The sequence below is a fragment of the Paraburkholderia guartelaensis genome, assembly GCF_004353905.1.
In the GTDB taxonomy this organism is placed as follows: domain Bacteria; phylum Pseudomonadota; class Gammaproteobacteria; order Burkholderiales; family Burkholderiaceae; genus Paraburkholderia; species Paraburkholderia guartelaensis.
On sequence record NZ_SMOD01000039.1, the window covers coordinates 42163 to 55473 of the forward strand.

The 13311-nt window shown below is 58.2% G+C and carries 12 protein-coding genes and 3 pseudogenes; 5 read left to right on the forward strand and 10 right to left on the reverse strand.

Going from position 1 to position 13311, the window contains the following annotated elements; translation table 11 throughout:
• Positions 1-5: 5 nt before the first annotated feature.
• A complete protein-coding gene (locus tag E1N52_RS34175; protein WP_133188188.1) occupies positions 6-1247 on the reverse strand; it encodes a cysteine desulfurase-like protein in 1242 nt (413 codons plus the stop codon).
• Positions 1248-1935: 688 nt separating this feature from the next.
• On the opposite strand from E1N52_RS34175, the gene E1N52_RS34180 reads away from it, so the two are divergent.
• Complete coding sequence (locus E1N52_RS34180) at positions 1936-2514, forward strand: cupin domain-containing protein (protein ID WP_133188190.1); 579 nt, start codon at positions 1936-1938, stop codon at positions 2512-2514.
• Between the two features lie 49 nt (positions 2515-2563).
• On the opposite strand, the gene E1N52_RS34185 is transcribed toward E1N52_RS34180, so the two are convergent.
• From E1N52_RS34185 to E1N52_RS34200, 4 genes and pseudogenes are all read right to left on the reverse strand, one after another.
• The gene (locus E1N52_RS34185; protein ID WP_133188192.1) at positions 2564-2863 is read right to left on the reverse strand and encodes a hypothetical protein; all 300 of its coding nucleotides are present in this window, start codon (positions 2861-2863) and stop codon (positions 2564-2566) included.
• 13 nt (positions 2864-2876) lie between these two features.
• A complete protein-coding gene (locus tag E1N52_RS34190) occupies positions 2877-3959 on the reverse strand; it encodes an IS630 family transposase (protein WP_133188194.1) in 1083 nt (360 codons plus the stop codon).
• Positions 3960-4042: 83 nt separating this feature from the next.
• Positions 4043-4285, reverse strand: a complete 243-nt coding sequence (locus E1N52_RS34195; protein ID WP_133188196.1) for a DUF6429 family protein — start codon at positions 4283-4285, stop codon at positions 4043-4045.
• 5 nt (positions 4286-4290) lie between these two features.
• Positions 4291-5100, reverse strand: a pseudogene (locus tag E1N52_RS34200) (IS630 family transposase); the annotation flags it as partial.
• Between E1N52_RS34200 and E1N52_RS34205 the strand changes: the two are divergent.
• Positions 5096-5206, forward strand: a pseudogene (locus E1N52_RS34205) (IS5/IS1182 family transposase); the annotation flags it as partial. The pseudogenes E1N52_RS34200 and E1N52_RS34205 overlap by 5 nt on opposite strands.
• Positions 5207-5475: 269 nt before the next feature.
• Here E1N52_RS34205 and E1N52_RS34210 read toward each other — a convergent pair.
• A complete protein-coding gene (locus E1N52_RS34210; protein ID WP_246089328.1) occupies positions 5476-6462 on the reverse strand; it encodes an MFS transporter in 987 nt (328 codons plus the stop codon).
• Positions 6463-6564: 102 nt separating this feature from the next.
• Here E1N52_RS34210 and tnpA point away from each other — a divergent pair, with 102 nt between their 5' ends.
• The 3 genes and pseudogenes from tnpA to tnpC form a co-directional block, all read left to right on the forward strand.
• Complete coding sequence (gene tnpA, locus E1N52_RS34215; protein WP_133188198.1) at positions 6565-7044, forward strand: IS66-like element accessory protein TnpA; 480 nt, start codon at positions 6565-6567, stop codon at positions 7042-7044.
• On the forward strand, positions 7044-7397 hold the full coding sequence (tnpB, locus tag E1N52_RS34220) for an IS66 family insertion sequence element accessory protein TnpB (RefSeq protein ID WP_133188200.1): 354 nt from the start codon (positions 7044-7046) through the stop codon (positions 7395-7397). Before tnpA ends, tnpB begins: the two co-directional genes overlap by 1 nt.
• Before the next feature lie 99 nt (positions 7398-7496).
• A pseudogene (gene tnpC, locus E1N52_RS34225) lies at positions 7497-8978 on the forward strand (IS66 family transposase); the annotation flags it as partial.
• Between the two features lie 97 nt (positions 8979-9075).
• On the opposite strand, the gene E1N52_RS34230 reads toward tnpC, so the two are convergent.
• The 4 genes from E1N52_RS34230 to istB all read right to left on the reverse strand — a co-directional run bounded on the left by E1N52_RS34230 (position 9076) and on the right by istB (position 13311).
• A complete protein-coding gene (locus tag E1N52_RS34230; protein ID WP_133188202.1) occupies positions 9076-10080 on the reverse strand; it encodes a tyrosine-type recombinase/integrase in 1005 nt (334 codons plus the stop codon).
• Complete coding sequence (locus E1N52_RS34235; RefSeq protein ID WP_133188204.1) at positions 10077-11021, reverse strand: tyrosine-type recombinase/integrase; 945 nt, start codon at positions 11019-11021, stop codon at positions 10077-10079. Before E1N52_RS34235 ends, E1N52_RS34230 begins: the two co-directional genes overlap by 4 nt.
• The gene (locus E1N52_RS34240) at positions 11018-12277 is read right to left on the reverse strand and encodes a tyrosine-type recombinase/integrase (RefSeq protein ID WP_133188206.1); all 1260 of its coding nucleotides are present in this window, start codon (positions 12275-12277) and stop codon (positions 11018-11020) included. Before E1N52_RS34240 ends, E1N52_RS34235 begins: the two co-directional genes overlap by 4 nt.
• Before the next feature lie 266 nt (positions 12278-12543).
• Positions 12544-13311 (reverse strand): IS21-like element helper ATPase IstB, encoded by a 768-nt coding sequence (gene istB, locus E1N52_RS34245; protein ID WP_042293351.1) that lies wholly within the window; start codon positions 13309-13311, stop codon positions 12544-12546.

Sequence of the window (13311 nt, forward strand, 5' to 3'; positions counted from 1 at the left end):
CACGATTACGCAAGGATCCTGCGCATGTGATCGAGGAACACCTCGACTTCGTCGCTGGTGTTGTATTGGGCAAAGCTCACTCGCACGACGCCACCCTTGTTGGTGAGGCCGAGACGCTCGACCGGCTCGAACCCGTAACTGTGTCCAGGCCAAACGTTGACGTTCACCTCGGCGAGGCTCTGTGCGACCTTCGCGGGATCGGCGCCCGCCACACTGAACGAAATCGTCGGAACGCGGCGGTCCAGACGGTCCTTGGCGGTGATGCCGTGAATGGTCAAGCCCCTAAAAGCGCTCAACCCTTCGATCGCGCGCGCCACAAGTTCATCTTCGTAATGTTTGGTGAACGCCATACCCGCGACGATCTTGTCGCGACGCGACGACGACGCCGCCGCGTCTCCAAACGTCTCTCCGAGCCATTCGAAGTGTTCGATCGCGGCGAGTGCGCCAGCGATTGTTTCTCGCGACTTTGTGCCCGTTTCGAACTTGTCAGGAGCGGCATTGCTTGCCGGCCGCACCTTGTAAAACTCCAGTTGCTCAAGTAGCTCCTGGCGACCCCAGAGGATTCCGATGTGCGGTCCATAGAACTTGTAAGCCGAGCACACGAGGAAATCGCATCCGAGTTCCTGAACATCGATCACACCGTGGGGCGCGTACTGGACAGCATCAACGTATACGAGCGCACCAACCTCCTTGGCCCGACGGATAGGTGCCGCGATATCGTTGATCGTGCCGGTGATGTTGCTGGCGTAGTTGATCGCCAGCACCTTGGTGCGCGGCGTAATGATCTCGTCCAGATTCGAAAGGTCGTACTCGCACGTCTTCGGATCGAAGTCGATCCACCGAATGACCAGCCCGTGGTCCCTGGCGGAAAGCAGCCACGGAGAAACGTTGGCATCGTGATCCATCCGCGTCAGAACGATCTCATCGCCAGCCTGGAGCGTGCGCGTAATCGCTCGCGAGAATGCGAACGTGAGCGTTGTCATGTTCTGCCCGAAAACCACCTCGCGCGCGTCGCGAGCGTTGAAGAAGTCCTTGAAGGCCTCGCGCGCGTTCGCGACCTTTCGCATCGCCTTCACCGAAGTCGGGAAGTACCCTCCGAGATTTGCGTTGCCATCGATCATGGCGTCCGCCATTTTGTCGATGACCCGCTGCGTCACCTGGGTCCCGGCCGCGCCGTCGAAAAAGATCGTTCCGAGGGTGTCTCGAGCAAAGATGGGAAACTGTTGGCGAATCTGACTGTGGTTCATATGGCTGATCTCACGGGAAAAATTGGCTCGAGGCGCGCTTCCACGCACTGCGCCGTTGGCTCACCTGGAGCAGTGAGTAAACGGGAAATTGTACTTCTTTTCAGGAAAGATACTTTCCTGAAGGGAAAAAAACATGAGTGTTTACCCGCTCCCGTGCACCGCATATGTCGGATGCGTCGGAGTAATCCAAACCGGACCATGGCCTTGCGCGTACAAATGTCACCGGAGATGTGCCGAAAGAAATTCGGCCACGATCCACGCTTTCGCACTCCGGTATGCGAAAAGGACCCCGACAGCGATGAAGACCACGGCTTCAGCCTTGGCGGCAAGCGCCAGTATCCGGACGCGCCAGTTTCGCAATTCATCAGAGGTTTCTTGCATAGTCAGCCCGTAGGAAATCGACTCGATGTTTCTGCTATCCGTTTTTGGGATACTATGCGAAGGAAATATAAATTCCCACTAGGAAGATCACTTGCCCTAAACTGTGTCGCGCCCTGCAAGTAGTCTAGACTTTCCGTTTCTCTTGGGACAGAATCTTTCATATGGGGAATACGTCTGTCGCGGAGGAACGTTTTTGAGCGCCCAAGGGACAGGATCTGCGATCCGCCCCCCTTACCTCCAACACAGAGTCGGAACGACTGACCGCGTGAGACGAACCCGAGATGAGAGCGAACTTCAGGAGAGCGCCATGAGTGACGAGATGCCGGTCAAGGTTGGCGTCCGGTTGAAACACACCCGCATGCTCATGGGCATGAGCCTGAAGGAAGTCGCCAGCAAAGCCGGCGTGACCGAAGGCTATCTGTCGAAAGTCGAAAATGACGTATCTCAGCCCTCGTTCGCGACCTTGCACCGAATCGTTCAGGTATTGGGAATCAACATAAGCGCCCTGTTTGCTTCGGCCGAGAAGGGGGACTCCAACGTCTACATTGTCCGGAAGCATCAGCGCGGTATCCTACCGACTGGCCACCGGCGCACCGGCAACCGGGTAACGCTCGAAATGCTCGTTCCATCGGGGCCGGAATTTCTGCTTCAAGCCAGCATTCATGTCATTGCGCCTAAAGGCGGCAGCGACGAAAAGATCTCGCACAAGGGCCAGGAGTTTGGCTTCGTTCTTGAAGGCAGACTCAAGTTGCTCGTCGAGGATTCCACCCATGTGGTCGAGACCGGAGATTCGTTCTATTTCGATTCCGAACTCGGTCATCGTTACGTCAATGACACAGATGTGACAACGCGAGTATTGTGGGTCAACACACCGCCGACCTTCTGAAGTTTCACCAGTGCCCGCGAGACGCTAGTACAACATCCCTCAAATAGCTTTAATAATTATCGGGCTGCAAATAAGGCTGTAGGAGCGTGACGACGACCTCGGCCATCTCGTCGAGTGAGCCTGTGCCCGGCAGCGGTTCCCACCGGCCGGTGTGGCTGCGAAAGGCGGCACTATAGCGACTGCGGCCGAGCTCGGTAAGGCGCGCCACAACAGTTGGTTCCTCACCATCGAGACGTTTGATCAGCAGGTGCCGCCCGTAGGCTTGTGTGACGATCTGCTCATGGCCGAGCAAGCTGCGCAGTTGACGCTGAAGTTCAGTCGCGTAATGCTTAGTGGAGATGGCTGGCATGTCTGTCTCTCGATTACGATGTGCCCGTTTGCAACGGATAGGTCCGGAAAGTCCATTTGAAGGGGCGTGCTGCCTGATTATGCTCGTGCATAAACTGCTCGGTGCGCTCGCGCAGGTGCGCGGTGCTGGTATGACTGGCATGGCGTAGCACCCGACGCGTATAGCGGGCAAACCACAGTTCGATCTGATTGACCCAGCTCGCGTGCAGCGGGGTGAAGTGGAAGTGAAACCGCTGATCATGCCGCTCGTTGAACGCCTGCCAGACGGCCTGAGCGCGATGCGTATTGAGGTTGTCCCAAATCACGTGCACCTGTTTGCCCGCGTGCGCAGCCGCCACGCGCTCCATGAAGGCGACCAGGTCGCCCTGGGTGCGCCGCTCGCGGCAGTCTGCCAGCACCTGACCGGTATGCACATCAAGCGCGGCAATCAGCGCCTGAGTGCCGTGCCGGATATATTCAAACTCCCGACGACGCAGCCGTCCCGGTGCCGGCGCGCGACCCGGGTGCTTGCGCTCGATGGCTTGAATGCCCGTCTTCTCGTCGATGCTGAGCACCACCGCGTTTTTGGGCGCCTTGCGGTACAGCTTGCAAATCACATTGACCTTCTCGCGAAAGGCCGGGTCGGGACTGTGTAGCCATTGCTGGACCCGGTGCGGTCGAACGTCGCCAGCCTGCAGAATGCGCTGCACATGGCTGCGGCTGATCTGTTCGACAATGCCACGCTCGATCGCGCGCTCCACTATCTCGTCCAGTGTCGGCGTAACCCGTCCTTCGGGTTCGTGTGCTTCACATGCCAACGCAATCAACTGCAGTCGCGTTTCTTGCGTGATGCGTGGCGGACGACCGCTACGCTCACCCTCGCGCAGGCCCTGCGCACCATGCTGTGCGATGCGCTTGCGCCACGCGCAGACCGTCTGCACCGACACACGCAGTTCTCGAGCAATCACCGTATTCGCATGTCCTTCGTGCGCCCACAGCGCGATGCGCGCCCGCATCACATCTCGCTGAGTCGCGGTCTTCCGCTCGATCAGCGACAGCAGTTCTTCTCGTTCTTTCTTCGCCAACTTCACTGGCGTTGCATGACGACCTTGGCTCATCTCGAAATGATAGCCAAGACAATTATTTAATCAAGCTATTTACGGGATGTCGTACTAGTGTGGTGAGTTAGAAGTTCGTTGCTTTATTGACAATCTTGATCCGGGACGGTGAAATGTTGCTTGAAAAGCCGTTCAGACTCGCGTAGCCCGTCGTCGGTAAAGACCACCGATTTCGTCTTGTTGACTGGGTCGCAGATAAAGCCTTTTTCGTAGAGCCGGTTCAGCACGTCCCAGTCGAGGCCCTTCCACGCGCGGAAGCGATCGTGCAGCGTCAGGTAAAGGAGTGCCAGTGCGGCTTCGTCGATGGCATCGGTATTGATTTTCATAGCTCTCATCCGGCAGCCTGCTGAACGCGACCGCAGAAACGTTCGAGACTGGCCAGGATCTCGTCGGCTGACTTGCTCCAGGTGAACGGTTGGGGATTGGCGTTGTACACATCGAGGTAATGCCGGATCGCATCCTCGAGCTGGCGCGTTGAACGATGCGTGCCACGACGAAGGTATCGTTCGGTAAGCGTGGCGAACCAGCGTTCGACCTGATTGAGCCACGACGCCGAGGTCGGCGTGAAATGGACCTGGAAACGGGGATGACGGGCGAACCACGCCTTGATTGAGGGTGTCTTGTGCGTGCCATAGTTGTCCATCACCAGATGCACATCCAGTTGGGCCGGCACACTCGCGTCAATGGTGCGCAGAAAGCCCAGGAATTCGCCACTGCGATGGCGCCGGTGCATCTCGCCGATCACTTCGCCAGTGACGATGTCCAGTGCTGCGAATAACGTAGTCGTGCCGAGACGCATGTAGTCGTGGGTGCGCCGCTCCGGGATACCGGGTGCCAGCGGCAGCATCGGTTGCGTACGGTCCAGAGCCTGGATCTGGCTCTTCTCGTCCACACACAACACCATCGCCTTGAGCGGAGGATCCAGGTACAGTCCCACGATATCACGCACCTTCTCGACGAACAGCGGATCACCGGAGAGCTTGAAAGTCTCCTGACGATGTGGCGGCAAGCCAAAGGCACGCCAGATCCGTGTCACCGCCGTCTGCGACAGATTCATCTCGCGCGCCATCGTGCGCGTACTCCAGTGAGTCGCGCCTGCAGGCACGCTCTCGAGTGTCTTCACAATGACTGCGTCGACACGGTGGGCGCGGCAGACCGGCTCGCAGGCAACCGAGGTGTCGATTCGTGCAGGTGTCCTCAACCGCATGGTAGCCCTCGCTTGCCCGCAGTCCGTCCGTATCGCCTGAGATTGAAAGCACAGAGGTCATGTTGTCTCTACGCCTGATTTACGCAACAACGCCATTACGAGTGTATCCTTGGGGCACCGACCGAAGTGAAAAGCCCTGCTCCGATAAACAGCCCTTCCAAATATGCGGAGGTGTCAAGCATGAAAAGCCCGACAACCTCTTACGCTGGACCGGTCGAGAAAATTGGACAGTAGAAAAATATACGGAGCGAACTTTACTGTCAACCCACAGCTTCAACTCTATCCAGCAAGCTGACATGTCGCGCTACCTCATCTAGGAACACCGACAGCAGCAGAATCTTCGAAGTTATCGGGAACCTTGACGAAGGACTCCTCAGGAGACACCGGAAGCGCCACGGTAGCGATGAAGGTCACCCCGGAAATGATCGCGAACATGGTCCCGAGCGGAATGAACGCGACACCAAAGCTACTCGCAACCCACAGCCCGATTAACGGCGTGGTGCCACCAAATATCGCACCACACAGTTGAAAACTTAGTGATATGCCGGTGTAGCGGACTTCGACTGGAAATGCTCGAGGTAGATACGAAGAAAGTACCGCATAATAGCCGCCGATCAATCCCGTGGTACAAAGTATCCCGATCGCAATCAACGGAATGGAGCCGGAGGTGATCAGATGCACCATCGGAAACGACCACGCAAATGCGCCAGCGGTTACTACCAGGAGAAATTTCCTCTCCCCGAATTTATTGGCCAGATAGGAACCGATCGGGAAACTAATGAGCTCCACAACACCTACCCAGGTAATGACGTTCAGCATGTCGCCCTTTTCTACATGCAGATACGTCGTCGCAAAGGACATCATCAAGGTAGTTATAAAATAGAACCCGGATATTCCCAGCATGCAAAAGCAGATGCCAAGAACCAGAGCGCGCTTGTAGGATTGAAGCACACGATGAAAGGGCGCGATGTCACTGATCGATCCAGCAGCCTTCCTGATTTCCAGTTCTGGACTTTCACCAACACCGCGGCGGATGAGGTAAGCGACCAGCACCAGCACACCACTGAATAAAAATGGGATCCGCCACCCCCACGACATGAAGTCGCTTTTGGGAAGCGCATTAACAAGCTTGAATGCGACCGTCGCGAGAATCAGCCCAACAGGGCTGCCATATTGCGGCGCTGATGCAAGGAGCGTTCTCCATTTCTGGGGTGCGTGTTCAGTCGCAATCAGCACAGCACCGCCCCACTCTCCTCCCACAGCCATCCCTTGTGCCAGGCGCAGCACAACGAGCACAATCGCCGCGGAAATACCGTAAGCGGCAGTTTCTCCTCACATAGATCCTGATCTGAAAACAGCGCAGGATGTGTCCACGGTTTTTTAATGGACACACCCTTCATGGACGAGAACTGCGCAGATTTTTTGCCCTTGCGTGCGACCAACGTTGGTGTCGAAGGCAAGCGGACTTTCGACAAGCGTGACAAACAGAGGCTGATTGAAGCCTGCCTGAAGCCGGGTGTGTCGATCGCGGGTATGGCGCTGAAGGCGGGCGTGAACGCCAACCAGTTGCGCCGCTGGATCAAGAATTACGAGGCGCTCCTGAAGGGCGCCGCCGCCCCATGTGACTCGAAGGCTCTGCCCACGGCATTCGTACCGGTGGTGGCGATCAGCGATAACAGCTGGGCGGCTTCGCAGATGCCGCCGCAGCCAGAACCTGATGCACCGGCGGCGCCGATGCGGAGCCACGCGCCACAGCGATCACCGCTGCCCTCGCGCCTGGTGGCGCAGCTGCCCAACGGGGTGAGCCTTGAACTCGAGTGCACCGGGCAGGATTGCGCGCTGCTCAAGACGATGATTGACGCGTTGAGGGGGAGCTGATGTTCCGCTTCGACGACGACCTGAAAGTCTACCTGTACCGCGAGCCGATTGACTTCCGCGCCGGCATCAATACCCTTGCTGCCCTGGTCGCGGAGTCAATGCAGCTGGACCCGCTCGCCCGTGCCGTGTATGCGTTCCACAACCGCAAACGCGATCGCGTCAAGCTCCTGCTGTACGAGCGCACCGGTTTCTGGCTGATGTTGCGCCGGCTTGAAGAAGACCATTTCGTGTGGCCCAGGCGGCATCAGGAGGTGATCGAGCTGACAACGCAGCAGCTTCACTGGTTGCTCGACGGCATCGACATCGACGCGCTTCGCCGCCACCCGGTGCGTCGTTACCAGCACGCCAGCTAGCCCGCCCGGCAAGGCACGTCGCGCGTAAACAACGGCGGCTGCGACTTTTACAAATTGACGTAAACCTACGGCGCGCCGCGCTCCGCTATCCTGGAGCGCATGAATCCTCCTGATCTCAAGCACATACCCAAGGTCGTCAAGGGCTATATCCGCGATCTCGAAGAGCGCGCGACACAGGATATTGCCCAGCGCGACGCACAGATCGAGGAGCTGAACCAGCGCATCGAGCAGCTCGAGGAACAGATCCGGCTGCTGCAGGCAGAGCGCTTCGCACCGCAGAGCGAGAAACGCAAGGATCGCGTGTTCGACGAGGCCGAGCAGATCGCCCAGACCGCCCCCTCCAATGAAGACGACGAGGGTGCACAGCCAGCGCTGCCCGACACCGGCCTGCCCCAAAACAGCGAGCCCGAACGGCGCAAGGGCGGCCGCAAGCCTCTGCCGGCCTACCTGAAGCGTGAACCTGTCGAATACGACCTGCCCGAAGACCAGAGGGCATGCGTGGACTGTGGCAACCCGATGCATCGCATCGGCGAGGACATCAGCGAGCAACTGCACGTCGAGGTCAAGTGGACGGTCCGGCAGAACGTGCGCTCCAAGTGGGCCTGCCGGCACTGTGAGTGTCACGCCGAACATACACGGATCGTGCTTGCGCCGATGCCGGTGCAGCCGATTCCGGGCAGCCATGCGGACGCGTCGGTGATCGCGACGGTCACGACCGCAAAGTACGTCGACGGCATGCCGTTGTACCGGATGCAGGACGCGCTCGCACGCTGGCAGATTCCGGTGAGTCGCGGCACGCTCGCTCACTGGATCATCCGCCCCAGCGAACTGCACTACCGCCGCCTGTACGACGCGCTGCACAAGACGTTGCTGTCGCAGCCGTTGATCCACGGTGACGAAACGACGGTTCAGGTGCTCAAGGAGCCCGGCAGGTCCGCCCAGAGCAAAAGCTATGCATGGGTGTACCGCAGCGCCGAAGGCTGCGCCGAACCCGTTGTGCTGTTCGACTACCAGCCGGGGCGCGGCCAGGAACATCCGAAGAAGTTTCTCGGCGACTACAGCGGCATGCTGATGAGCGACGGCTACAGCGCCTGGCGCACGCTCAAAAAGGCCACGCACTTCGGATGCGTCGCGCACGCCCGGAGGCTGTTCGTCAAGGCGGACAAGGCGGCCGAGAAAAAAACGGACTCCGGCAAACAGAAGATACCTAACGCTCGTGTGGCGAAAGCGCTCGAATACTTCCAGGCCCTGTACCGTGTCGAGGCGCTCGCCAAGGGCGAACTGCCTGATGGCCAGACGCGCGCTGATTACACATATGGCTTGCGGCAAAAGCATAGCGTGCCGGTGCTCGAGGCCTTCAAGGCGTGGCTCGACGAACTGGCGCTCAAGGTACTGCCCCAGAGTCTGCTCGGCAAGGCAATCGCCTATACACGCAACCAGTGGCAATATCTGAGCCGCTACGTCACCGATGGTTGCGCTCCCATCGATAATAATGTTTGCGAACGTGACATCAGACCGTTTGCCACTTCGAGAAATTATCGACACTCGATAGTTATCGAAGGTTCGTCCGGCTACGCGACCGAAGGAGACCAGACGTCTGCACGGTCCCGCAAACGCGGGACCGTCGATTGACAGATCGGCACGTCAAAAGCGTGTCCAGTCGATCTGGTTTCCATAACTACAGGGTCTGCAGGAAGCGAAGCACATCGTCTTCGGGGCGATATCGTATCGGCTTTCGCGAAGGCGCCTGGAGGGATTTTAGCGCCCGTTCCTTCATTCCAAGATCGGCTTCAACATATCGATGGGTTGTGACTGGGCTTTCGTGACCGAGCCATAGCGCGATGACGGTAATATCTACGCCGGATTGCAGCATGTGCATCGCTACGGAGTGCCGAACAAGATGCGGATGGACATGGCGTAGCGCAAGTTCAGGAAATTTCCTCGATGCCTCCTCGACTGCGAGGTTCAGCCGTTCGGCAAACCCGACTCGCGTTAGCGGAGCGCCGGACCGACCAGGGAAAAGCGGTTCGTGTGGGTTCCGCGGATATTGCTTCAACCAGCGCTTCAGTTCTCTGGCCGTGTCTGGCCACAGCGGCACAGAACGCTCCTTTCGGCCCTTGCCATGAATGCGTACCCATGCGATCGGACCGAAAACGAGATCGGATACACGCATCTCAAGGAGCTCGGAAACACGCGCGCCGGTGTTGTACAGCGTTACGAGCATGATGTGGTCACGTTGACCCGTCCACGTTCCCGTGTCAGGAGCGGCGACAATCGCTTCAATATGCTCACGCACCAGAAATCCGACAAGAGGTTTCTCGAACCGCTTCATCGGAATTGCCAATACGGATCGCGCGATTGCCAGCACTGACGGCTCCTCGAACGAAACATATTCCATAAACGACCGTATGGCGGCAAACCTCGCGTTGCGGCTCCGAATGCAATTATGGCGATCCTGTTCGAGATGGCGGAGAAACTCGAGAATGAATGAAGCTGTCAGATCTTCTATAGCAAGATCGGAGGGACGCTTGTGCAGACGTTGGTATGCAAAGGCTAACAGCAAGCGGAAGCTGTCGCGGTAGGCCGTCACAGTCCGGGGGCTTACGTGTCTCTGCTGTTGCAGGCGCTGCGTAAAGAATTTCTGCAGTAGCACTGGAAACGGTTGTATGGAGGACTTGCTCATGATGTACCTCGCTGGCAGCTCACGAAGCGTTGGGCTGCGATGGCTAGCAGTTCCGGGGTGGCTGTCTCATACCAGTAGGTGTCGGTGACTTTGACGTGCCCAAGGTAGGTCGACAAGGCAAGAATGCTTCGATCTACGTCCAGTCCACGTGCGTACCAGTCCTCTAGCCTGTGGCAGACGAACGAATGTCTTAGGTCATGCAGGCGGAGCCGGCCATGGTCGCCGCGAGGTTGCCACTTCAATGTGTCACGGAGAACATGAAAGGCATACTCGACGCTTCGTGTGGAGGCAGGACGCCCATAGTCAAAAACGAAAAATGCCTCGCTGTTCCCGGCGAGATGTTCGAGGTCACGCGTGTTCGCATAGCGCTGCAGCGCGCGAGCCGTAGTGTGGTGCACCGGGACCCATCGTGATTTACCCAGCTTCGCGTGCCGAATATAAAGTAGCTGATGCGTAAGATCGACATCCGAGCGGGTCAGCGCCGTCGCTTCCGAGATTCGCAGGCCTGTCGACGCCATCAATCCGAATATGGTCGCGCAGCTTGAGCCGCGCAAGCCACCTGGCGGGTAAAGACCATCGCAGGCCGCCATTAGCTCAATGATTTCAGTGACACTAAAGATATGCGGCGCCAATCGACGACGGGCCGGACCCAACAGCGATCGAGGAGGAACCTCCGTTGCGGGATCGAATTGCTGACAGTATCTGGCGAACGGCCGTAACACCTCGATTCTCCGTGCTGCCGTCAACCGCCGACCACCGGGAGAACTACTGGCCCATCGAACGGCAAGCTGTCTGGTCAGCGCCCCCTGATAGCCGATCCGCTCGGCAAATCGGGCGAAGTCACGAAGCACTCCGCCTTCCGCCTTGAGCGCATAGCCCGCCTGACGGCGAATCGCGAGGTAGTCGTTGACCCACGTCATGAACGAATTTGGGCGGCTCATGAGAGCCTCCCCGGCCAGGGCAGCGCCACCCGCCGAAGCGATGGAACATCCAGCTTCGCATAAATGGACGTCGTGTCGAGGCAGCGGTGACGCAGTACGTCGGCGATCTCTTTGAATGGGGTGCCGACTTGCGTCATCCGACATGCCATCGTGTACCGGAAGATGTGCGTCCCGCGCACGCGTTGCTGAAGTCCGCAACGTTCCGCAGCGTAGCGCACCGCATTTCTCACGATGTCCAGATTGGCTTCAGTATTGAGCGGTGGACGATGGCGTACAAAAACCTCGCGCCGCGTCGTTTGAGGTCGACCGTCCCGCAGGTACCTGGCGATTGCTTCGCCGGTTTGTTGAGGCAACGGCACGATGTCAATTCGACCGCCCTTACTGTGCAAATTCAAGGTCCCAGCACGCCAGTCGATGTCACCAAGGCACAGGTGAGCGACTTCTGTGCGTCGCAAGCCGAGGTCCAGCAAACAACGTGTAATGGCATAGTCGCGCATGCCGGTTGGATTGTTGTGGTCAAAGGCACTGAGCAGTTGCCTGATCTCCACAGCCGATAGCACATCGGGCAACCCTGCGAGCCGCCATGAAGGTACACGCGGCAATGCGGCGATGAGCGCTGTAGTTGGGATGCCGTGACTGGCCTTGAATCGGAAATAGCGGCGCAGCGAATTGCTCACGCCCCTGATAGTACCGGGTGCGAGGCCACGTGTGCGGTGCAGGACAAAGCGGGAGACATCATCCGGCTTGAGCCTGGAAATGTCGACCTTGCGGGTACCAAACCGATCAACGAGAAATTCTCCGACATGTAGCTTCCGTGCACTTCGGGTGCTATCGGCGAGCCCGCAAACTTCCATCAAGTGGTGATCGAAATCGGCAAGCTCTTGTGCGATGAACACCGACGCATTCGAAACTGGCTGTGCATGGGTGACATCCGGCATCTCCAAGAAACGCATCAATGCGGCATGCATGTCGGCTCCCGTTCTTTTGCATTTGCCCGCGCAATGGCAGTGCGGAAGATGGTCGTAGAGAAATCGATCAATCAATGGTCCGCTGAGTTCACGCAGGCCAATTCCCTGACGCGATATCCAGTGCACGAAGTGCGCGACACTCCGGAAATAGCTCTCGACAGTTACCTGCCGATATCCACGTTCGGTCAGATATCGGCAGTATGAATCCGCATACGCCCCCAAGCCTGCATTGGAAAACCACCGTTGCGCAAGGATGTGGCCGGGTCTGACGCGTGAGTGCGTTGGCATGATGACTCTCCTCAAAACGACAAAACAGCAAGAGGAAAGTACTCCAAATTATGGAAGGTTGCGGGACGCGCTCCACGGATTCTAACCGTGGAAACAGGGACTATTGCTTGCACGTCGGAGGCGAACCTTCAATAACTATCGGGTGTCGATAATTTCTCTTAGGGAAGTGTTTCCCTAAGAGAAAGTCATGGCTGTTTAGCCCCCGATGGGCAGTTCAAACTCCTCCACTTGTGGGCGGCTAAATTCCCCCAGGCAGGACGAGCGGATTATGCGTCGGATTCCTCAGTGACGGCAAGCCTGGCAGCAGCTTCCCGGAGTCGATAGCTCTTGCCTTCAAACTCGAGGAGTTTGGAGCGATGCAGCAGACGATCAAGGATCGTCGAGGCCATGGTGCTGTCGCGAAGGTAGCGCCCCCAGTCCTGGACGACACGGTTGGACGTGACGAGGATGCTGCGACGTTGCTTGTAGCGTTGATGGACCAGTGTCTGCAGCAATTCGGCCGCGGCATCGGGAATGCGTTTGGCGAGGAACAGATCGTCAAGCACGAGGAGTTCGGGCTCGACCAGGGCCTTGAGCAGCCGGTCCTGATCGGCACGTGTTTCCACGGCATAGCCGGCGAACACGGTGTCGGACTCGACGTATCGCACCTTCATTCCCTGCAGGGTGGCGTTGTAGGCGATAGCCTTGGCGATATGACTTTTGCCGGTGCCGGGTTTGCCGATCAGCAGCGCGTTGTCGCTGTCGGCGACGAACTTCAGCGTGTGTAGCTCGAAGCAGGCCTGCCGGGGGACTTTCGGATTGAAGGACCAGTCGAAGTCGCTCAGGGTTTTGCGCTCGTCCAGGCCGGACTGCTGGAAGCGTCGTTCGAGAAGCCGGGACTGTCGTCGATCGAGCTCGTCCTGCAGAATCATGGAGAAGGTTTCAAGGAATGGCTGCTGGCTGGCCTGGGCTTGCAGCACCCGGGTTTCCAGTGTCGCGCTGATGCCGGACAGGCGCAGTTCGCGCAGGGCGCGGTCGATTTCGGCAAGGCTCAT

Bases quoted from the DNA above. Each gene is read 5' to 3' on its own strand.
- E1N52_RS34185 (WP_133188192.1), bottom strand. From the start codon at position 2,863: ATGCCAGCCATCTCCACTAAGCATTACGCGACTGAACTTCAGCGTCAA.
- tnpB (WP_133188200.1), top strand. From the start codon at position 7,044: ATGTTCCGCTTCGACGACGACCTGAAAGTCTACCTGTACCGCGAGCCG.
- E1N52_RS34190 (WP_133188194.1), bottom strand. From the start codon at position 3,959: ATGAGCCAAGGTCGTCATGCAACGCCAGTGAAGTTGGCGAAGAAAGAA.
- istB (WP_042293351.1), bottom strand. From the start codon at position 13,311: ATGAGCCTTGCCGAAATCGACCGCGCCCTGCGCGAACTGCGCCTGTCC.
- E1N52_RS34240 (WP_133188206.1), bottom strand. From the start codon at position 12,277: ATGCCAACGCACTCACGCGTCAGACCCGGCCACATCCTTGCGCAACGG.
- E1N52_RS34230 (WP_133188202.1), bottom strand. From the start codon at position 10,080: ATGAGCAAGTCCTCCATACAACCGTTTCCAGTGCTACTGCAGAAATTC.
- E1N52_RS34175 (WP_133188188.1), bottom strand. From the start codon at position 1,247: ATGAACCACAGTCAGATTCGCCAACAGTTTCCCATCTTTGCTCGAGAC.
- E1N52_RS34180 (WP_133188190.1), top strand. From the start codon at position 1,936: ATGAGTGACGAGATGCCGGTCAAGGTTGGCGTCCGGTTGAAACACACC.
- E1N52_RS34195 (WP_133188196.1), bottom strand. From the start codon at position 4,285: ATGAAAATCAATACCGATGCCATCGACGAAGCCGCACTGGCACTCCTT.
- E1N52_RS34235 (WP_133188204.1), bottom strand. From the start codon at position 11,021: ATGAGCCGCCCAAATTCGTTCATGACGTGGGTCAACGACTACCTCGCG.
- tnpA (WP_133188198.1), top strand. From the start codon at position 6,565: ATGGACGAGAACTGCGCAGATTTTTTGCCCTTGCGTGCGACCAACGTT.